Below are 18,782 nucleotides of genomic sequence, written 5' to 3'. Positions count from 1 at the left end.
GGCCGGATGCCGTGCCGATGCGTTCCCGCCGCCTGGCGGGAGGGCGCGAACGGAGCGGGGACACCCGGTGGAGGACGCCGACCGCCTCCGCATTCGCGCGAAGAAAGCGGCGAAGGCGAAGCGGGCGGACGGCGTATTGTCGCTGCGATCCGCCCGGCGGGGAACTATTTCGGCGAGGTTTTCGTGCGCGCCGCGTTGCCTTCGCGCAGGGTCCATTCGACCAGCTCCGTCACGGTCCGGCTCACGCTGGTCTCGAACGCGGCGAAGGCGCCGGCTTGGTCGGCGATGGAGAACGGGATTTCCGCCGCGAAACCCTGTGCGGCGAGCACGCGGTTGGTGCTGTAGTCGAGCAGGCGCGCATGGAAGCCGACCTTGGCGTAGGCCGTGCCGTCGCGAAGCTCGGCCTGGAAGTCGTGCAGGTCGAGCACCAGCGAATAGTCCGCGCGCAGGCCGACCGCGGAGCTGCCGACGCCGATGATGCGGCCGGACTCCTCGAAGCCCTGCACGACGATGTGCCGCAGCAGGGTCGGCGCCGGATCGCTCCAGCGCGCGCCGGGGATCACCTCGATCACGCCGCGGCTCGGCATGACGACGATGCGCGAGGTGTTCAGCGCCTCGCTCGACAGCGGCGTCTCGACCGCCAGCTGCCAGTCGACGCTCGGGCCGGCCGGCCTGGGGTCGGGTGCGTGGTAGCTCGGCGAATAGACCGTGAACGGCCGGCTCTGCACGCCGAGCAGCGAGGAGCAGCCGGCGAGCGAGGCGAGGGCGAACAGCAGGATGGCGAAGCGTGCGGTCCTCATTGCGGCTTGTACTCCTTCGGCTGGTCGCGGCCCAACAGCAGGCTGTCGGACGCGCTGAGCTTGTCGCTGAGCTGTTTGAGCGAGCGCAGGGTCTCGCGCAGCTCGGCGACGGTCGGTCCGATCTGGCGCAGGCCCTGGTTGGTGAAGCGGTCGATCGCGCCGCGGTTGTCGTCGAGCAGGATCGCGGCGGAGGCGGCCACCTTGTCGGCCGAGGCCAGCGCGCGCTGGGTGGATTGCAGCACCGCGCGCGCGTCGTCGCGCAGCAGCGCATTGGTCGTGTCGGCGGTGGTGTTGACCGCCGCCAGCGTGCGCTTGAGCTCGCCGGTGGCCTCCGACAGCTGCTTGAGCACCAGCGTGATGTTGCCGCGCTCCTCGGCCACCGACGCGCTGAGCTGGTCGATGTTGCTGAGCGTCGCCGACACGTGGCGCACGTTCTCCTCGGACAGCACCTGGTTCATGCGCAGCAGCAGGTCGTTGACGCTGGTGACCACGTCGGAGCCGGAGGCGAGCAGCTTGGACAGCGCCGACTCCTCCGACGGGATGCGCGGTATCGGATTGTCCTTGGTCGGCAGCAGCGGCGGATTGCCCGGCGCGCCGCCGGAAAGCTGGATGAAGGCGAGCCCGGTGACGCCCTGGATGCCGAGCTTGGCGCGCGTGTCGGTGCGCACCGGCGCGTTCGCGTCGATGCTCACGCGCGCGATGACCTTGCGCGGATCGTCGGGCGCCAGCCGCAGCGCGGAGACCTCGCCGACCTTGATTCCGTTGTACTGCACCAGGCCGCCGACCGAGAGGCCGGTGACGGCCTCGGTGAACTCGATCTCGTACTGGTTGAAGCGCAGGTCGGTGCCGGACTTGGACATCCACATCACGAAGCCGAGCGCGAGCAGGAACACGCCGATCGTGAAGGCACCGATGATGACGTAGTGAGCGCGGGTTTCCATAGGGCTCTCGGGATTCGGTAAGGTCTCAGTGCGGCTGTGCGGCGTGGAGGCGCTGCTGCGCCGCCTCGGCGGCGCGGCCGCGCGGGCCCTGGAAGTACTCCTGTACCCAGGGATCGTCGTAGCGTTCGACCTCGCTCAGCGGGCCGATCACCAGCACCCGCTTCTGCGACAGCACCGCGACGCGGTCGCAGATCGTGTACAGCGTGTCGAGATCGTGCGTGATCAGGAACACGGTCAGGCCGAGGCTCTCGCGCAGGGTCAGGATCAGCTGGTCGAACGCCGCCGCGCCGATCGGGTCGAGGCCGGCGGTCGGCTCGTCGAGGAACAGGATGTCCGGATCCAGCGCGAGCGACCGCGCCAGCGCGGCGCGCTTGACCATGCCGCCGGAAAGCTCGGACGGATACTTCGCGCCGGCGTTCTCCGGCAGGCCGGCCAGGGCGATCTTCAGCGCGGCGAAGCGCGCCATCATCGCCTGCGGCAGGCGGAAATGCTCGCGCATCGGCACCATCGTGTTCTCGGCCACGGTCAGCGACGAGAACAGCGCGCCGTTCTGGAACAGCACGCCGCAGCGGCGCTCGACCTCGCTGCGCTGCGCCGTGCTCGCGCTGGTCATCTCGGTGCCGAGCAGCTCGACGCTGCCGGCGGCCGGTCGGTTCAGGCCGATGATCGAGCGCAGCAGTACCGACTTGCCGGAGCCGGAGCCGCCGACCACGCCGACGATCTCGCCGCGGCGGATGTCGAGGTCGAGGTTCTCGTGCACGACCTGCGCGCCGAACTGGTTGCGCAGGCCGCGCACGGTGATCACGTTCTCGGGCGCGGTCACGCTGGCGTTCCTTGCCGTCGGCGCGACGGCCGGAAAGCGACCTGTTTGCAGGGCGCGGGAAAGACGACGGAGAACGCGGCCGCCATCCCCGCGGACGGAACGCATCTAGGCGCCGTCACGGGTAGCGTCATATGCCGATCTCCATGAAGAAGATCGCCGCCATCGCATCGACCATGATCGAGACGAAGATCGCCTGCACCACGCTCGAGGTCGTGTGCGTGCCGACCGACTCGGCGCTGCCGGACACCTTGAAGCCTTCCAGGCAGCCGATCGCGGCGATCAAAAAGGCGAACAGCGGCGCCTTGCTGATGCCGACCCAGAAGTGCTTCACCGCACCGAGGTCCTGCAGGCGCGTGATGAACAGCGTCGAGGAGATGTCGAGCGCGAACGCGCCGACCACCGCGCCGCCGACGATGCCCGCCAGCATCGCCAGCACGGTCAGCAGCGGCAGCGCGATCAGCAGCGCGAGCAGCCGCGGCAGCACCAGCACTTCGATCGGATCGAGGCCGAGCGTGCGGATCGCGTCGACCTCCTCGCGCGATTTCATCGAGCCGATCTGCGCGGTGAACGCGCTGCCGGAGCGGCCGGCGATCAGGATCGCGGTCAGCAGCACGCCGAACTCGCGCAGGAACGAGAAGCCGATCAGCTCGACCGTGAAGATGGTGGCGCCGAAATCCTTCAGCACCGTCGCGCCGAGGAAGGCGACGACCGCGCCGATCAGGAAGTTCAGCAGCACCACGATCGGCACCGCGTTGAGGCCGGCCTGCTCGAGATGGAACGCGAGCGCGGTCGGACGCCAGCGGCGCGGATCGGGGACGGTGCGCACCAGCGTCACCAGGATCAGGCCGATGAAGCCGAGCAGGCGATAGGCGTTCAACCAGACCTGTTCGGCGGCGCGGCCGGTGCGTTCGAACAGGGCGATCAGGCTCGGCCGCCGCGGCGGCATGGAAACCGGCGCGTGGCGCACCTTGGCGACGGCGTCGAGCAGGGCGCGGCGATTGGCGTCGAGGCCGCCGACTTCGCCGCCGTCGGCGAGGTCGAGCAGCAGCTCGGCGCCGGCGGTGTCGATGCGGCCGATGCCGGCGGCGTCGATGCGCACGCCGCGGCTGACACGGCGGCGCAGGTCGGCGACCAGCGCGCCGAGCGCCGGTGCGCCGGCCAAGGTCCAATCGCCGGAGGCGGCGACGAATTCGCCGTCCGCACTGCGCTGAAGCGTGGCCGTGCCCGTCGTCGTCATCGCGCAAGGCTAGCAGGGTGCGGCGCGGACCGGGAGATTGCCCAACCGAATTCTTCAACAATGCTTCATGCGTGGTGTCGTCGAGCGAATTCACGGCATCATTGCAGGGATGGGCAACGGCCAAATCAGCAAACCGATCGGCGGCGAAGTTCCGCTGAAGACACGCATCGGCTTCGTGGTCGAGCTCGCGCGCCGCCTGCACGAGTACGGCACGGCGGCGCCGCGCCTGGAAGACGTGGTCAATCTGGTCAGCGCGCGCCTGGGGCTGGTCTGCAACGTGCTGTCGACGCCGACCTCGATCGTGATGTCGTTCTCCGACCTCGCCAGCAGCGACGACGACGTGGCCGAGGTGACCCAGGTCGTGCGCCTGCCGCCGGGCGAGGTCAACCTGAAGGCGCTGTGCCGCACCGACGAGATCGCCAATCGCGTGATCGCCGGCGAGATCGGTCTGGCCGAAGGCCGCCGTCTGCTGCGCGAGGTCGGCGTGCGGCGGCCGCGGCTGCTGTCGAACGTCGCCACCGTGTTCAGCTACGGCGTCGCCGCGGCGGCGATCGCGATCATCCTGCATTCCGGCTGGGTCGAGGCCGGCGTGGCCGGCCTGATCGGCCTCTTCATGGGCCTGGTCGCGCTGGCGGCGCAGCGCTGGGCCTCGTTCAGTCCGGCCGCCGAGGCGGTGTCGGCCTTCCTCGCCACCGCGATCGCCACCGCGGTGGCGGCCTGGATCGTGCCGCTGGCGCTGCGTTCGGTGGTGATCGCCAGCCTGATCGTGCTGATGCCGGGCATGACGCTGACCACCGCCGTGCGCGAACTGTCGACCCAGCACCTGATCTCCGGCACCGCGCGCATGATGGGCGCGGTCTCGACCTTGCTGAAGCTGACCTTCGGCACCGTCGTCGCAGTGCAGGCCTGCACCCTGCTCGGCATCCTGCCGCGGCAGCACGACGGCGCGGGGCTGAGCTCGGCGATCGAATGGGGCGCGGTGGTCGCGGCGGCGCTGTCGTTCGCGGTGCTGTTCAAGAGCCCGCTGCGCCACGTGCCGGTGGTGGTCGCGGCCGTGCTGCTCGGCTACGCCTGCACGCAGCTCGCCGGCACGCGCGTGTCGCCGGCGTTCGGCACCTTCCTCGGCAGCGTGGCGATCGGCGCCGCGAGCAACCTGTTCGCGCGCCTGACCGACCGGCCCGGCGCGCTGGTGCGCGAGCCCGGCATCATCCTGCTGGTGCCGGGCAGCGTCGGTTTCCGCACGCTGAGTTTCGTGTTCGAGAACGACGTGCAGCTCGGCTTCCACACCGCGATCACGCTGGTGACGCTGCTGATCGCGATCGTCGCCGGGCTGCTGTTCGGCGATCTGCTGGTGCCGCCGCGCCGCAAGCTCTGACGCGGCGGCGCGCGGTTCACTTCAGCAGCGAGCGCAGCATCCAGGCGGTCTTCTCGTGCTCCTGCATGCGTTGCGTGGCGAGGTCGGCGGTGGGCTGGTCGTCGGCCTTGTCGGCGGCCTTGAACACGTCGCGCGCGGTGCGGGCGACCGTCTCGTGGCCGTCGACGAGCTGCTGCACCATGCCCTTCCAGTCCGGTACGCCGGTTTCCTCGCCGATCGCGGTCAGCTTGCCGAACTGCGTGTAGGAGCCGGGCGCGTAGACGTCGAGCGCGCGGATGCGCTCGGCGATCACGTCCGCCGCCGTCCACAATTCGTTGTACTGGGTCTCGAACATCAGGTGCAGCGTGTTGAACATCGTGCCGGTGACGTTCCAGTGGAAGCTGTGCGTCTTCAGGTACAGCGAATAGGTGTCGGCGAGCAGCTTGGACAGGTTCTTCGCGATGCTCTCGCGGTCCTTCTTGGCGATGCCGATGTCGATGGCCATGACGCGACCTCCGTGCGTGAAGAGGCGGGAAGCCTAGCGTGCCGGCCATCGCCTGGGAAATGAAACCTTCGTATCGCGGCGATCGACCGCGGCTATCATGCACCGCTCGCGTTCCACGATCCGTTCCATGCCCGATTCCTTTCTTCCGCGCGCCGAACTCGACCACGTCATGGCGCGCGACTTCGGTCGCCTGCTGGCACGCTGGCGCCGCCTGCGCGAAAAACCCGAGGCCGCCGCGCTCGAAGCGCTGCGCGCCGACGTCGCCGCGTCGAAGGCGCGCCGTGCCGCGCGCGCCGCGCGCGCACCGGAAATCCGCATCGACGAATCCCTGCCGATCGCCGCGCGCGCCGACGAGATCGTCGAGCTGATCCGCAAGCACCAGGTCGTCGTGCTCGCCGGCGAGACCGGCTCGGGCAAGACCACGCAGCTGCCCAAGCTCTGCCTCGCCGCCGGCCGCGGCACGGCCGGCCTGATCGGCTGCACCCAGCCGCGCCGCATCGCCGCGCGCACGGTGGCTCGCCGCGTCGCCAGCGAGCTCGGCGGCCAGGTCGGCGAGCTGGTCGGCTTCCAGGTGCGCTTCGCCGAGCAGGTCGGCGACAACGCGCTGATCAAGTTCATGACCGACGGCATCCTGCTCGCCGAGACGCAAGGCGACGCCTGGCTCAGCGCCTACGACACGATCATCCTCGACGAGGCGCACGAGCGCAGCCTCAACATCGACTTCCTGCTCGGCTACCTGAAGCGGCTGCTGGCGAAGCGGCGCGACCTCAAGCTGATCGTGACCTCGGCGACGATCGACACCGCGCGCTTCGCCGAACATTTCGGCGGCGCGCCGGTGGTCGAGGTCGAGGGGCGGACTTACCCGGTCGAGGTGCGCTGGCGACCCCTGGAGGAGATCGCGGCCGCCGGCCGCCGCAGCCGTCCCTCCGCCGCCGAGCGGGAGGGCGGGGCGAAGTCGTCGCGCACGGCCGAGGCGGACGCCGATGGCGGGGCGAGGGGAGGCCGCAACGATCTTTCGCTGTCCGAGCAGATCATCGCCGTCGCCGACGAGATCACCCACGAGGATCCTCGCGGCGACGTGCTGGTGTTCCTGCCCGGCGAGCGCGAGATCCGCGACGCGCACCTTGCGCTGTCGCGGCGCAAATACCGCGAAACCGAGGTGCTCGCGCTGTACGCGCGCCTGTCCGCGGCCGAACAGGACCGCGTGTTCAAGCCCGGTCCGCAGCGGAGGATCGTGCTCGCCACCAACGTCGCCGAGACCTCGCTGACGGTGCCGCGCATCCGCTACGTGATCGACACCGGCACCGCGCGCGTCAAGCGCTACAGCCCGCGCAACCAGCTCGAACGCCTGCACATCGAACCGATCGCGCAAGCCGCCGCCGACCAGCGCAAGGGCCGCTGCGGCCGCGTCGGTCCGGGCATCTGCTATCGCCTGTACGGCGAGGACGACTACCTGCAGCGGCCGCGCTACACCGATCCGGAAATCCTGCGCTCGTCGCTGGCCGGCGTGATCTTGCGCATGCTCGCGCTGAAGCTCGGCGACCCGGCCGACTTCCCGTTCGTGGAAGCGCCGGGCGAGCGCGCGATCGGCGACGGTTACCGGCGACTGGCCGAACTCGGCGCTGTGGACGACCGGAAGCAGCTCACCGACATCGGCCGCGTGATGGCGCGCCTGCCGATCGACGTGGCGCTCGGCCGCATGCTGGTGGAAGCCGAACGCCGCGGCGCGACGCGCGAACTGCTGGTGCTGGCCGCCTTCCTGAGCGTGCAGGATCCGCGCGAACGTCCGGCCGACGCGCGCCAGCAGGCCGATGCCGCCCACGCGGAGTTCGTCGATCCGAAATCCGATTTCATGAGCGTGCTCAAGCTGTGGGTCGCGTACGCCGGCGCGCACGAGGAGCTGACGCAGTCCAAGCTGCGCGACTGGTGCCACGCGCGCTTCCTGTCGTTCCTGCGCATGCGCGAGTGGCGCGAGCTGCATCGGCAGCTGCTGGTGCTGGCGCAGGAACCGGGAATCGGCGGCGGGGAAGCGGGCGTCGGCGGAACACGCAAGCCGCAGGCAGCCACGTCCAAGCCGGCGAAAGGCGCCGTCGCGCAGCCGCGCGCGGCGGCCGCTGCCGCCGACCCGGTCGCCGACGACTACGAGGCGATCCACCGCTGCCTTCTGTCCGGCTGGCCGACCCAGGTCGGATTGAAGGACGAGCGCAACCAGTACCGCGGCACGCGTGAGCGCAAGTTCGCGATCTTTCCCGGATCGGCCCTGGCCAAGTCGCCGCCGCAATGGCTCCTGGCCGGGCAGATCCTCGACCTCGCCAAGGTCTACGCGATGCTGTGCGCGCGCGTCGAGCCGATCTGGATCGAGCAGCAGGCGGCGCATCTGGTCAAGAAGAGCTGGCGCGATGCGCACTGGTCGCGCAAGCGCGGCGCGGTGATCGCGTTCGAGCAGGTCACGCTGTTCGGACTGACGCTGGTGGAGAAGCGTCCGGTGCAGTTCGGCGCACAGGATCCGCACCGCGCGCACGAGATCTTCGCGCGGGAAGCGCTCGCGCGCTGCGAGATCGACGCGCGCGCCGATTTCGTGCGTGCCAACGCGCGCGTGCTGGCCGAGGCGCGCGAGATCGAGGCCAAGCGTCGCCGCAGCGGCCTCCTGCTCGGCGACGAGGAGCTGGCGGCGTTCTTCGCCGGCAAGCTGCCCGACGACGTGTACACGAGCGTGGCGCTCGACGCCTGGTACCGCAGGGCGTCGCCGGCCGAGCAGGCGGCCTTGCACTGGTCGCTGGCCGACGTGATGGGCGAATCACCCGGTGTCGGAGCGCGCGATTTCCCGGCGCAGCTCGAACTCGCCGGTCATCCGCTGCGCGTGTCCTACCGCTTCCTGCCCGGCGACCCCGCCGACGGCGTGACGATGCAGGTGCCGCTCGCATTGGTGAACGCGGTGCCGGCGGCGCGTTGCGAATGGCTGGTTCCGGGTCTGCTCGCGGAAAAGGTCGCCGAGGCGATCCGCGGCCTGCCGAAGGCGCTGCGGCGCAATTTCGTGCCGGCACCGGATTTCGCCCGCGCCTTCGCCGAAGCCGAGGCGCCGCGCGACGAGCCGCTGTTCGCGGCGCTCGCGCGTTATCTGCAGCGGGTCACCGGCGTCGCGGTCGGCGCGGCGGATTTCGCCGGCGTCGAGCTGCCGCCGCACCTCACGATGAATTTTCGCGTCTACGACGAGCGCGGCGCGACCCTGGTGGAGAGCCGCGATCTCGCCGCGATCCAGGCGCAGTGGACCGGCGCGGCGCGTGTCGCGTTTTCGCAGCGCGCCGACGTCGAGCTGACGCGCGAGGGCCTCGACGCGTTCGACGTCGAGGACATTCCGGCCAGCATCGTCTCCAGCGGTGGATTGACGGCGTTCCCGGCGCTGGTCGACCTCGGCGAGAGCGTCGCCTTGCGCGTGTTCGAGCGTCACGACGAGGCGCGCCTCGAGCATCGGCGCGGCGTCGAACGGTTGTTGCGCCGCGCACTCGCCGACCGCATCAAGCAGGCGCGCCGGCAGCTGCCGCTGAACAATGCGCTGATGCTGAAATGGGCGGCGATCGGCACGGCCGAAGCGTTGCGCACGGATCTCGTCGAAGCCGCGCTGCTCGAGCTGTTCGCGGCGCAGGATCCCGACATCCGCACGCGCGCCGCGTTCGAGCACGCCAAGGAGGCCGTCGCGCGCGGCCTGTTCCCGGCCGCGGTCGAGCGGCTGGCGCAGGCCGAGGCGATCATCGCCGCCTACGCCGAGCTGCAGCCGCTGCTGCAGCCGCCGCTGATGGGCTTCGCCAAGGCGAACTACGACGACCTGCGCGAGCAGCTCGGTGAGCTGCTCTCCCCCGGATTCCTGCGCGACGTGGAAAAGCCTCGTCTCGCGCAATTCCCGCGTTACCTCAAGGCGATGAAGCTGCGCGCGGAGCGCCTGCGCCAGGATCCGGCGCGCGACCAGGCGCGCATGCTCGCGCTGCAGGGCTACTGGCGCGACTACCTGAAGCTGCGCGCCGAACGTGGCGGCGAGGACGCTGCGCTGAGCGAGCTGCGCTGGGCGATCGAGGAATTGCGCGTGTCGACCTTCGCGCAGGAGCTGCGCACGGCCGAATCGGTGTCGCCGAAGCGGATCGCCAAGCTGGTCGAGACGCTGCGCGCGCCCAGGCGGGCGTGAAGGGCTGGCCTCGGACCTGGTTCCGCATGAGGGGGAGGCTTTCAGCGGCCGAGGGCCGACTGCCCAAAAAAGATGCCCGCTCGCGCGGGCATGCGTTCCTCAGCAGGTTTCGGCCGACGCGGCCCCTCGCGGGGCGACGCGCCATTCCCGGCTACTTGATGCGCTGTACGCGGACGCTGCAGTTGCAGCCGTCGACGACCATCAGCCAGCTGCCGAGGATCATCGGCTTGATCTTGACCGCCGGATTGTTGAACTCGCCGGCGGAGAAGGCGCCCGATTCCGTCTGCTGCCATTCCTGGCCGTTGTCGAACTTGAACACCGTCTTGCCGCGCCAGCCGGTGAACAGGCCTGCGATGCGGGTCTCGATCACGTCGCGGTTGTTCATGTCCGGATAGAACACCGGCGCGCCGCTGGCGGTCACGTACTTGGTCTGGGTGCCGCCGTGCGATTGCAGCCAGGCATTCAGCCGCTGCAATTCCTCCGGTGACAGCTTGTCGAGTCCGGCGGCGCGGAAGTCGGCCTGCGACATTCGCTCCTCGAGCGTAGGCGACTGGGTCTGGGCGGCGACCGCGCTGACGGCGATCAGGAGGATCAGGGCGAGGCTGGAAATCGGGCGCATAGGTTTGGCTGCTGCAGGGCGGTTCGTGACCGCGGCCGCAAAAATCCTTGTTCTTACACGAAGTTAACAGGTGCGCTCGGGCGCGGAAACGAGTACGATGGCGCGAATTTGAGTGTAGCACGCTCGTCGGGCCAAGGTTCGACGAGGAATTTCAGCGAGCGATGGTCCACTCCCTCGTGGATCGAGTTCCCCCCGGCGGCTTCGGTTCTGGAGCGTGCGGGAGCCACCGAAAAAGTCGTAGCAGGAAGAGAACTCCCGAATGTCGTCTGTCAAGAGTTGGATGGTTGGTTTGGCCGCCGGCGCGGTCGCTTGTGGCTCGGTCGCTCATGCTGAACCTGTGCTGTTCGTCGACAAGCAGTCGCAGGAAGTGCAGACGCCGACGGTGCCTGAGGTGGGGTTTTCGTACGTGCAATCCAGCGCTTCGGAGAGCACGTTGACGGTCTATACCGAAGGCTTCTTGTTCTGCGGCAATCCGGGCGGCGGCACGAACACGCCGATGGATCTGGTTGTCAAGCACGAAGACCAGACCATGAATCCGCCGCAATCCTGGGTTTTTTCGAAGTCCAGTGATCTACCGGCATTGACGTATACCGATGGCTCGCTGCATCTGAATCCCAGTCAGGAAACGTCCCTGATGTGCTTGAGCAGCACGGCTGATGGTGCGATGGCCAGCAGCACTCGTGAAGGCATTTTCGACAACGGCTACGATTCTGCGACGGAAATAAACTACAACCGACTGATCAATTGGATTCCGTCGGTGGGTTTCGATTGGGATGCTCCAGACTGGAGCGAAGTACCCGTCGCTCCATGCAGTCCTGACGCAAATCATCCTGCACGTGTGGTGGAGGACGTAGGCTGTGCCGCCGTGACTGCTGTGCGCCCGTCCGCGCAAGGCGGTAATACCCCGACCCGCGCAAGCAGACTCTGGACGTATACGGATGGGACCTATCTCGTCTACTTCTTCCAGGTCGACGTACGCTTCGGTCCGCAGACGTCTGAATCTCCCGTGCCCCTTGCCGCGAACGGAGTCGATCCGTCCGGCGGGACCGTCAACAGCAGTGGACAGCTCTTCTTCACGGTCCGCGACGCATTCGACAGCAAGTACTTGAACAACAGCACGCTCAATGCAGGGGACGGATACTGCGTTCTTCCGGACGTTCCGGCCGTGCTCGACAGCAACGTTTGTGCTGGGCAAACCTTCACGCCGCTGAGCGGCGGGAAGCCGCTGGAGATTTCTGATTCCGCGGGTGGTTTGTCCGGCTCGGTCGTTCATTCCTACGTCGCCGTCAAACGACGTGTCGTGGGCGGCCATTTGACTCTCGAGACTCCCGTGGTCGGTGTCTCCATTCTGGTGGAGCGCGCTGGCGTCGGCGAAGGAGCGGACAAGTTCATCGGCGACAATGTCGTGTTCGGTTTCATGCCTACCTCTGGCGGTTTCGGCTGGATGCGCGGCAACCAATAAGCCGAAGCGCGCAGTAAAGGAAGTCCTCCGATCGGCGCCTGCGGGCGCCGATCGCATTTTCGTGGTAGCGATGGTTCATGGTCGACCTCCCCGCCAAATCCGTGAGTTCGCCCGGCAACGTCGCTTCCGCCTTGGCGGCGTGGGCTTCGAGCGAGCAGCGCGCCGCCGCGCATGCGGGGCCGGCGCTGCGTGCCTGCCGCCTGGCGCTCGATCGCCTGTCAGCCGGCAGCGCGATGCCGCCGCCGGTGCAGGTCGAACTGGTCGCGGTGCTCGACCTGCTCGACGAACTCGGCGTCGGCGAGGAAGCGCAGGCCGCCTGCGTGCTGCACGCGCTCGCCGCGAACGGCGTCGCGCTGGTGGAGGCCGACTTCACGGCGTTTCCGCCCGACCTGCGTACCCTGGTCGAAGGCCAGCAGGCCGCGGAAAAGGTCTGGGCGCTGCACGCCAACCGCAGTAGCGCCGGCGGCAACGAAGGCCTGCGCCGGCTGCTGCTGGCGATCATCCGCGACCTGCGCGTGGTCTTCATCCTGCTCGCGCGCCAGCTTGTGCGCATGCGTGCGGCCGAGCGTCTGCCCGACGCCGAGCGGCGTGCGCTGGCGCAGCTCAGCGCCGACATCCACGCGCCGCTGGCGAACCGGCTCGGCATCTGGCAGGTCAAGTGGGAGCTGGAGGATCTGGCCTTCCGCTACCTGCAGCCGGAGGTCTACCGGCGCATCGCGAACCTGCTCGACGAGCGCCGCGGCGATCGCGAATCGTGGATCGCCACGGCGAAGGAACAGCTCGGCGCGGCCTTGGCCAAGGCCGGCCTGCGCGCCGACATCGCCGGGCGGCCGAAGCACATCTATTCGATCTGGCGAAAAATGCAGCGCAAGGGGCTCGAATTCTCCGAGCTGTACGACGTGCGCGCGCTGCGTGTGCTGGTCGACGATCTCGCCGCCTGCTACGGCGCGCTCGGCGCCGTGCACGCGCTGTGGCCGCCGATCCCGAGCGAGTTCGACGACTACATCGCGCGACCGAAAGGCAATCACTACCAGTCGCTGCACACCGCGGTGATCGGCCCCGAGGGCAAGACGCTCGAGGTGCAGATCCGCACGCACGAGATGCATCGCCACGCCGAACTCGGCGTGGCCGCGCACTGGCGCTACAAGGAGGGTGGCGGCGGCGACGCGAGCTTCGAACGCAAGATCGCCTGGATGCGCAAGCTGCTGGAGAACAAGGACGCGCGCGAGGACGACGCGGCCCTGCTCGCCGGCTTCCGCACCGAGGTGGTGGAGGACCGGGTCTACCTGCTGACGCCGAAGGGGCAGGTGATCGACCTGCCGCGCGGCGCGACCGTGCTCGACTTCGCCTACGCGATCCACACCGACGTCGGCCATCGCTGCCGCGGCGCCAAGGTCAACGAGCGCATCGTGCCGCTGAGCTTCCAGCCGAGCAGCGGCGACCGCGTCGAGGTGATGACCGGCAAGCTGCTGGAACCCCGACGCGACTGGCTGTCGCCGCACCACGGCTTCCTGACCACGCATCGCGCCCGCGAGAAGGTGCGCACCTGGTTCAAGCGCATCGACCTGGCGCAGAACCTCGCCGCCGGCCGCGCCCTGCTCGACCGCGAGCTCAAGCGGCTCGCCCTGCATCACGCCGATCTCGACGGCCTGCCCGAACGCTTCCAGCTGAAGAACCTCGACGACCTGCTCGAGGCGCTGGCGCTCGGCGACGTCAGCACCGGCCAGATCGCGCGCGCGCTGCACGAACTGAGCGCGCCGCCGCCGGACCCCGGCACCGTGCCGCCCCCGCCGCCGACGCGCGTGCCGAGCGCGGAGCAGGGCGCGATCGTCATCGACGGCGTCGGCAACCTGCTGACCCAGCTCGCGCGCTGCTGCCATCCGCTGCCGGGCGACGCGATCGCCGGCTACATCACGCGCGGCCGCGGCGTCTCGGTGCACCGCGCCGACTGCGCCCAACTGGGCAAGCTGCGCGAGCGCGACGCCAGCCGCGTGGTCGCGGTGGAGTGGGGCACGCGCAAGCAGGCCGCCTACGACGTCGACATCGTCGTGCGCGGCTACGACCGCAAGTGGCTGCACAAGGACGTCAGCAATGCGATCGCGGCGGCCAACGCCCACGTGATCGCGGTCAACGCGCGCGTCGACGCGAAGAACGGCGTGGCGATCATGGACTACGCGCTGCGCGTGGCCGACTTCGGCCAGCTGAGCGGCCTCCTGAACCAACTGCTCGCCGTGCCGAACGTGATCGAAGCGCGCCGCGTCGGCTAGCCCGGCCGAGCGGGGATTTGCGCCGGCCGGCAGGCCGCGTCCGCGCTCGTGGCACGCAGGCTGCGTGCTATCCTGAAAAACCACCCCGGAACGCGGCTCGCCGCCCCATGCGGACATGACGCCAACGTGATCGAGATTCCCGGTTACCGCCTGCTGCGCCAGCTCGGCCGCGGCGGCATGGCGACGGTCTACCTGGCCGTGCAGGAATCGGTCGACCGCGAGGTCGCGCTGAAGATCATGTCGCCGGCGCTGCTCGCCGATCCGAACTTCGGAGAACGTTTCCTGCGCGAGGCGAAGATCGCCGCGCGCCTGCATCATCGTCACGTCGTCGGCATCCACGACGTCGGCCGCGCCGGCGACTACCACTACATCGCGATGGAGTATCTGGGCGGCGGCGCGGTGCTGGCGAAGGACGGCAGCACGCGCGAGCCCGCCTTCGCGCTGCGCGTGACGCGCGAGATCGCCGGCGCGCTCGGTTACGCGCAGGAAAAAGGTTTCGTCCATCGCGACGTCAAGCCCGACAACATCCTGCTGCGCGACGACGGTTCCGCCGCGCTGACCGATTTCGGTATCGCGCGCGCGCTCGACTCGACGTTGCGCATGACCAAGACCGGCGCCGTCGTCGGCACGCCGCACTACATGAGTCCGGAGCAGGCGCGCGGCAAATCGGTCGACGGCCGTTCCGACCTGTACGCGCTCGGCGTGGTGTTGTACGAAATGCTGGTCGGACGCGTGCCGTACCAGGCCGACGATTCGCTGGCGATCGGCATCATGCACATCACCCAGCCGGTGCCGACGCTGCCCGAGTCGATCGCCGTGCTGCAGCCGCTGGTCAGTCGGCTGCTGGCGAAGCAGCCGGAAGAGCGCTATCAGAACGGTCAGGAAGCCGCCGTCGCGATCGCCGAGATCGAGCGGCGCATGGCGAACGGTGCGCTGCCCGAGCTCGACCACGCGCAACCGGCGTTCCGCCGCGACACGCCGCTGGAATCGTTTCGCGCGACCGAGCCGTCACCGCCGCCACCGGCCGCCGGCGCGGACCGTGCGGAGCCGAGCCTCGGACGCATCGACCAGATCGTCGCCGCGCTCGACGGCGACGGCGTGCGCGCCGAGCGCAACGGCGGCGGCAACGGACGCACTCCGCGCAAGCGCGCGCCGCGCAACGGCCTGCTCGCCGCCGGCGCGGTCGCCGTGCTGGCGATCGGCGCGCTGGTCGCGTGGAACTACCAGGACCGCCTGCGCGCGCTGCTGCCGCGCACCGAGTTCAACGATACCTTATCGCGCGCGCAGCGTGCGCTCGACGCCGGCAAGCTGACCGGCAACGACAGCGCGCGCGAGCTGTTCCTCGCCGCGCGCGCGCAGGATCCCGACAACGACGTCGCTCGCCGCGGTCTCGACGCCGTCGGCCACAAGCTGCTCGATCGCGCCGACGAGGCCCTGAAGGCGAACGATCCGGTCGCGGCGCGCCAGGCGCTCGGCGACGCGCGCGAGCTGCTCGGTGGCGGCAGCGAGGTGGAGCGGCTCGAGGCGGCCTTGAAGCAGGGGCAGTCGAACGGCGACGAGGTCTCCGACCAGCTCGCCGCCGCGCGCAACGCGCTCGATGCCGGCAAGATCAGCGGCAGCGGCGGTGCCGCCGAGCTGTATCAGCGCGTGCTGGCCGGCGACAAGAACAATGCGCTGGCGCAGGCCGGACTGCAGAAGGCGGCCGACGCGCTCGCCGCGCAGGCGCGCGACGCGCTGGCGACCAAGGACGTGGCGACCGCGGCGGCGCGCAGCGACGAGATCGCGCGCATCCTGCCGGCCTACGCCGGCCTGCCGGATCTGCTCGGCCAGATCGCGAAAGCGCGCGAGGCCGAACGCGCGGCGCTGGAGGAAACCGTCGCGCGCGCCGAGGCGCAGCTGCGCGCCGGCCGCATCGCCGGCGGCGAGGATGGCGCGCTCGACCAGTTCCGCGCGGTGCTGAAACAGGATCCGGCCAACGCGCGCGCGAAGGCCGGTCTGCGCAAGGTCGCGCAGGCTTTCGTCGTGCAGGCCAGCGCGGCGATCGAAGACGACAACGCCGGCAGCGCGGACAGGCTGCTGGCGCAGGCCGCCGAACTCGCGCCGGACTTGCCCGACCTGCGTGCCGCGCGCGTGAACCTGCGCGAGCTGCGCGAGCGTCTGGCGATCGGCGCCCAGCGCGCCGCGTTGACCCCGGCGCAGACCGAACAGGTGCATCGCCTCGTCGCCGAGGCGTCCGCGGCGGCCGCCGCCGGCAACGTGATGATTCCGCCCGGCGACAGCGCCTACGACAAGTACCGCGCCGCCCTGGCCATCGACGGCAACGACCGCGCCGCGCTGGACGGCATCGCGCGCCTGCCGGCGCGGGCGAAGGAATTGTTCGCGCAGGCGTTGACCGACGCCGCGCCGCAGCGCGCGCATGCCCTGCTCGATTCGGTGCGGCAGATTGCGCCGGACGATCCCGCCATCGCCTCGATGAGCGAGAAGCTCGCCAACGCCTTCCTCGACCAGGCCGACCTGCGCATCGGCGAAGGCCGCCGCGCCGACGCCGCGCGCGCGCTGAACTCGGCGCGCGAACTCAGCCCGGGCAATGCGCGCCTCGCTTCGCTGGAGGCGCGGGTGCAGGCGTTGGCGGAGAAGCCGTGATTGGCGATTGGTGATTCGTGATTGGACAAAGCTTTCACCCTGAAAGCTTGCCGTCTCCGGGGAGCCTCGTCGATTCGCGTCAGTCTTTTCCAAATCACCAATCACCAATCGCCAATCACCAATCACCGCTCCCCCCATGTGCCTGCTCCTGATTGCCGTTGACGTCGTACCGAAAGCGCCGCTGCTGCTGCTCGGCAACCGCGACGAATTCCACGCGCGCGCGACCGCGCCGTCGCAGCCGTGGAGCGAGGACGCGCGCGTGGTCGGTGGTCGCGATCTGGTCGCGGGCGGATCGTGGCTGGCCGTGCGCGGCGACGGCCGCTTCGCCGCGGTCACCAATCTGCGCACCGGCGTGCCGGCGACGGCGCCGCGTTCGCGCGGCGACCTGGTGCGCGACTTCGTGCTCGGCGACGAGGCGCCGGAGCGCTATCTGCAATCCTTGCGCGCGGTGACCGCCGACTTCGGGCCGTTCAATCTCGTCGTCGGCGATGCCGCCGGCGCGCTCGCGCTCGGCAGCAGCGATCGCCGCGTGCGCGAACTCGGTGCCGGCGTGCACGTGATCAGCAATGGTCCGATCGGCGTGCACTGGCCGAAGACCGAGCGGCTGCAGCGGCGTTTCGAGCAACTCGCGGCGGCCGGAGCGATCGACGACGCGCGCCTGCTCGACCTGCTGTACGACGAGACGCAGCCGCCGGACGCGGCCTTGCCGGATACCGGCGTCGGCCAGGCGCTGGAGCGCGTGCTCGCGCCGGTCTTCATCCGCGGCGAGCGCTACGGAACGCGCGCGAGCAGCCTGGTGCTTCGCGCCGGCGACGGCACCGTCGCCTTGCGCGAGCGGCGGTTCGGTCCGCTCGCTGCCGCGGAAGGCGAATCGCTCTGGCGCGGCGGCGCCGAAGGTGGCTTCGTCGGCGTGCCGCTGTAGTATCGCGGCAGCGGCGCGCGCCGGCGCGGACGAACGAGGTGCGGGAACGGATGGTCTTGCGAGAGCGGCTGCAGAATCTGTTGCGCGGCGCGCGGCCCGAGTCGACGCCGGTCACCGTCGAGGCGGATGCGCCGGGCGCAGGCTCGGCGGACGAAGCCGACGCGGCGACGCAGGAAGCGCCCGTCTCGACGACGACCACGGCGCATCCGAACGGACACTTCTATTCCCCGGTCGTCGACACCGCCGAGCTCGCCGAGCGCGAGAGCCTTCTTTGGCCGGACTCGCCGCGGATCGTCGGCATCGATTTCAACGACGCCTCGCACGAGGACATCCTGCGCCGCGCGTTCCCGCGCTTCATGCCCGACTACGACTATCCCGAGACCCTGGAGGAGTCGCCGCAGCTGACCGACTTCTTCACCCGCAACTCGCAGTTCAGCTGGCTCGACGCGCGCGCGTACTTCGTGCTGCTGCGGCACTGGCGGCCGCGGCGCGTGATCGAGATCGGCTCTGGATTCTCGACCCTGCTCGCCGCCGACGTGAACCGCCGCTTCCTCGACGGGCAGCTCGACGTCACCTGCATCGAGCCGTATCCGCGCGAATTCCTGCTGCAGGGCGTTCCCGGCGTGTCGCGCCTGCTGCAGGCCAAGGTGCAGGACGTGGACCTGGCCGAATTCGCCGCGCTCGAATCGGGCGACGTGCTGTTCGTCGATTCCTCGCACGTCGCCAAGACCGGCAGCGACGTCAATTTCATCTACTTCGAAATCCTGCCGCGGCTGGCCGACGGCGTGCGCGTGCACATCCACGACATCCATCTGCCGCACGAGTATTCCAAGGACTGGGTGCTCACGGAGAACCGCAGCTGGAACGAACAGTACCTCGTGCGCGCGTTGCTGATGGATTCGCGCCGCTACGTCGTCGAGTTCGGCTGCAACTACGCGTTCCACCGCTTCCCGCAGCTCGTGCGCGAGGCCGTGCGCAGCGAGCACGGCTACGGCGGCGGCAGCCTGTGGATCCGCGTGCGGGAATCCTGAA

The 18,782-nt window shown here is 69.6% G+C and carries 13 protein-coding genes; 7 read left to right on the top strand and 6 right to left on the bottom strand.

Annotated features, from left to right (window positions below; genetic code table 11):
- Positions 1 to 164: 164 nt before the first annotated feature.
- The 4 genes from J7520_RS17610 to J7520_RS17595 form a co-directional block, all read right to left on the bottom strand.
- Positions 165 to 800 (bottom strand): ABC-type transport auxiliary lipoprotein family protein, encoded by a 636-nt coding sequence (locus J7520_RS17610; RefSeq protein WP_291191198.1) that lies wholly within the window; start codon positions 798 to 800, stop codon positions 165 to 167.
- On the bottom strand, positions 797 to 1,741 hold the full coding sequence (locus J7520_RS17605; RefSeq protein WP_291191195.1) for an MlaD family protein: 945 nt from the start codon (positions 1,739 to 1,741) through the stop codon (positions 797 to 799). Before J7520_RS17605 ends, J7520_RS17610 begins: the two co-directional genes overlap by 4 nt.
- 25 nt (positions 1,742 to 1,766) lie before the next feature.
- Positions 1,767 to 2,564, bottom strand: a complete 798-nt coding sequence (locus J7520_RS17600) for an ATP-binding cassette domain-containing protein (RefSeq protein ID WP_291191192.1) — start codon at positions 2,562 to 2,564, stop codon at positions 1,767 to 1,769.
- Positions 2,565 to 2,691: 127 nt separating this feature from the next.
- Positions 2,692 to 3,801, bottom strand: a complete 1,110-nt coding sequence (locus tag J7520_RS17595; RefSeq protein WP_291191188.1) for an ABC transporter permease — start codon at positions 3,799 to 3,801, stop codon at positions 2,692 to 2,694.
- Between the two features lie 109 nt (positions 3,802 to 3,910).
- Between J7520_RS17595 and J7520_RS17590 the strand changes: the two genes are divergently transcribed.
- On the top strand, positions 3,911 to 5,176 hold the full coding sequence (locus tag J7520_RS17590; RefSeq protein WP_291191185.1) for a threonine/serine exporter family protein: 1,266 nt from the start codon (positions 3,911 to 3,913) through the stop codon (positions 5,174 to 5,176).
- Positions 5,177 to 5,192: 16 nt separating this feature from the next.
- Here J7520_RS17590 and J7520_RS17585 read toward each other — a convergent pair whose 3' ends face one another.
- The gene (locus J7520_RS17585) at positions 5,193 to 5,660 is read right to left on the bottom strand and encodes a Dps family protein (protein WP_291191182.1); all 468 of its coding nucleotides are present in this window, start codon (positions 5,658 to 5,660) and stop codon (positions 5,193 to 5,195) included.
- A 127-nt stretch (positions 5,661 to 5,787) separates the two neighbouring features.
- Between J7520_RS17585 and hrpA the strand changes: the two genes are divergently transcribed.
- Positions 5,788 to 9,837 (top strand): ATP-dependent RNA helicase HrpA, encoded by a 4,050-nt coding sequence (gene hrpA / locus J7520_RS17580; RefSeq protein ID WP_291191179.1) that lies wholly within the window; start codon positions 5,788 to 5,790, stop codon positions 9,835 to 9,837.
- Positions 9,838 to 9,988: 151 nt separating this feature from the next.
- On the opposite strand, the gene J7520_RS17575 is transcribed toward hrpA, so the two are convergent.
- Complete coding sequence (locus J7520_RS17575) at positions 9,989 to 10,456, bottom strand: hypothetical protein (protein WP_291191176.1); 468 nt, start codon at positions 10,454 to 10,456, stop codon at positions 9,989 to 9,991.
- 259 nt (positions 10,457 to 10,715) lie between these two features.
- On the opposite strand from J7520_RS17575, the gene J7520_RS17570 reads away from it, so the two are divergent.
- The 5 genes from J7520_RS17570 to J7520_RS17550 all read left to right on the top strand — a co-directional run bounded on the left by J7520_RS17570 (position 10,716) and on the right by J7520_RS17550 (position 18,781).
- The gene (locus J7520_RS17570; RefSeq protein ID WP_291191174.1) at positions 10,716 to 11,918 is read left to right on the top strand and encodes a hypothetical protein; all 1,203 of its coding nucleotides are present in this window, start codon (positions 10,716 to 10,718) and stop codon (positions 11,916 to 11,918) included.
- Between the two features lie 77 nt (positions 11,919 to 11,995).
- Positions 11,996 to 14,185: a bifunctional (p)ppGpp synthetase/guanosine-3',5'-bis(diphosphate) 3'-pyrophosphohydrolase gene (locus tag J7520_RS17565; RefSeq protein WP_291191171.1), complete on the top strand. Its 2,190-nt coding sequence runs from the start codon at positions 11,996 to 11,998 to the stop codon at positions 14,183 to 14,185.
- Positions 14,186 to 14,311: 126 nt separating this feature from the next.
- On the top strand, positions 14,312 to 16,828 hold the full coding sequence (locus tag J7520_RS17560; protein WP_291191168.1) for a serine/threonine-protein kinase: 2,517 nt from the start codon (positions 14,312 to 14,314) through the stop codon (positions 16,826 to 16,828).
- Positions 16,829 to 16,964: 136 nt separating this feature from the next.
- Positions 16,965 to 17,750: an NRDE family protein gene (locus J7520_RS17555; protein WP_291191165.1), complete on the top strand. Its 786-nt coding sequence runs from the start codon at positions 16,965 to 16,967 to the stop codon at positions 17,748 to 17,750.
- A gap of 50 nt (positions 17,751 to 17,800) precedes the next feature.
- Positions 17,801 to 18,781 (top strand): class I SAM-dependent methyltransferase, encoded by a 981-nt coding sequence (locus J7520_RS17550; RefSeq protein WP_291191162.1) that lies wholly within the window; start codon positions 17,801 to 17,803, stop codon positions 18,779 to 18,781.
- Position 18,782 lies beyond the last annotated feature (1 nt).

The sequence above is a fragment of the Dokdonella sp. genome, assembly GCF_017744955.1.
Classification (GTDB): domain Bacteria; phylum Pseudomonadota; class Gammaproteobacteria; order Xanthomonadales; family Rhodanobacteraceae; genus Dokdonella_A.
This window is presented reverse-complemented; position numbering and strand designations above follow the sequence as displayed.

Excerpts from the sequence above, each read along its gene's own strand:
- J7520_RS17575 (WP_291191176.1), bottom strand. The coding sequence starts at position 10,456 with ATGCGCCCGATTTCCAGCCTCGCCCTGATCCTCCTGATCGCCGTCAGC.
- J7520_RS17550 (WP_291191162.1), top strand. The coding sequence starts at position 17,801 with ATGGTCTTGCGAGAGCGGCTGCAGAATCTGTTGCGCGGCGCGCGGCCC.
- J7520_RS17585 (WP_291191182.1), bottom strand. The coding sequence starts at position 5,660 with ATGGCCATCGACATCGGCATCGCCAAGAAGGACCGCGAGAGCATCGCG.
- J7520_RS17605 (WP_291191195.1), bottom strand. The coding sequence starts at position 1,741 with ATGGAAACCCGCGCTCACTACGTCATCATCGGTGCCTTCACGATCGGC.
- J7520_RS17590 (WP_291191185.1), top strand. The coding sequence starts at position 3,911 with ATGGGCAACGGCCAAATCAGCAAACCGATCGGCGGCGAAGTTCCGCTG.
- J7520_RS17555 (WP_291191165.1), top strand. The coding sequence starts at position 16,965 with ATGTGCCTGCTCCTGATTGCCGTTGACGTCGTACCGAAAGCGCCGCTG.
- J7520_RS17595 (WP_291191188.1), bottom strand. The coding sequence starts at position 3,801 with ATGACGACGACGGGCACGGCCACGCTTCAGCGCAGTGCGGACGGCGAA.
- hrpA (WP_291191179.1), top strand. The coding sequence starts at position 5,788 with ATGCCCGATTCCTTTCTTCCGCGCGCCGAACTCGACCACGTCATGGCG.
- J7520_RS17610 (WP_291191198.1), bottom strand. The coding sequence starts at position 800 with ATGAGGACCGCACGCTTCGCCATCCTGCTGTTCGCCCTCGCCTCGCTC.
- J7520_RS17570 (WP_291191174.1), top strand. The coding sequence starts at position 10,716 with ATGTCGTCTGTCAAGAGTTGGATGGTTGGTTTGGCCGCCGGCGCGGTC.
- J7520_RS17565 (WP_291191171.1), top strand. The coding sequence starts at position 11,996 with ATGGTCGACCTCCCCGCCAAATCCGTGAGTTCGCCCGGCAACGTCGCT.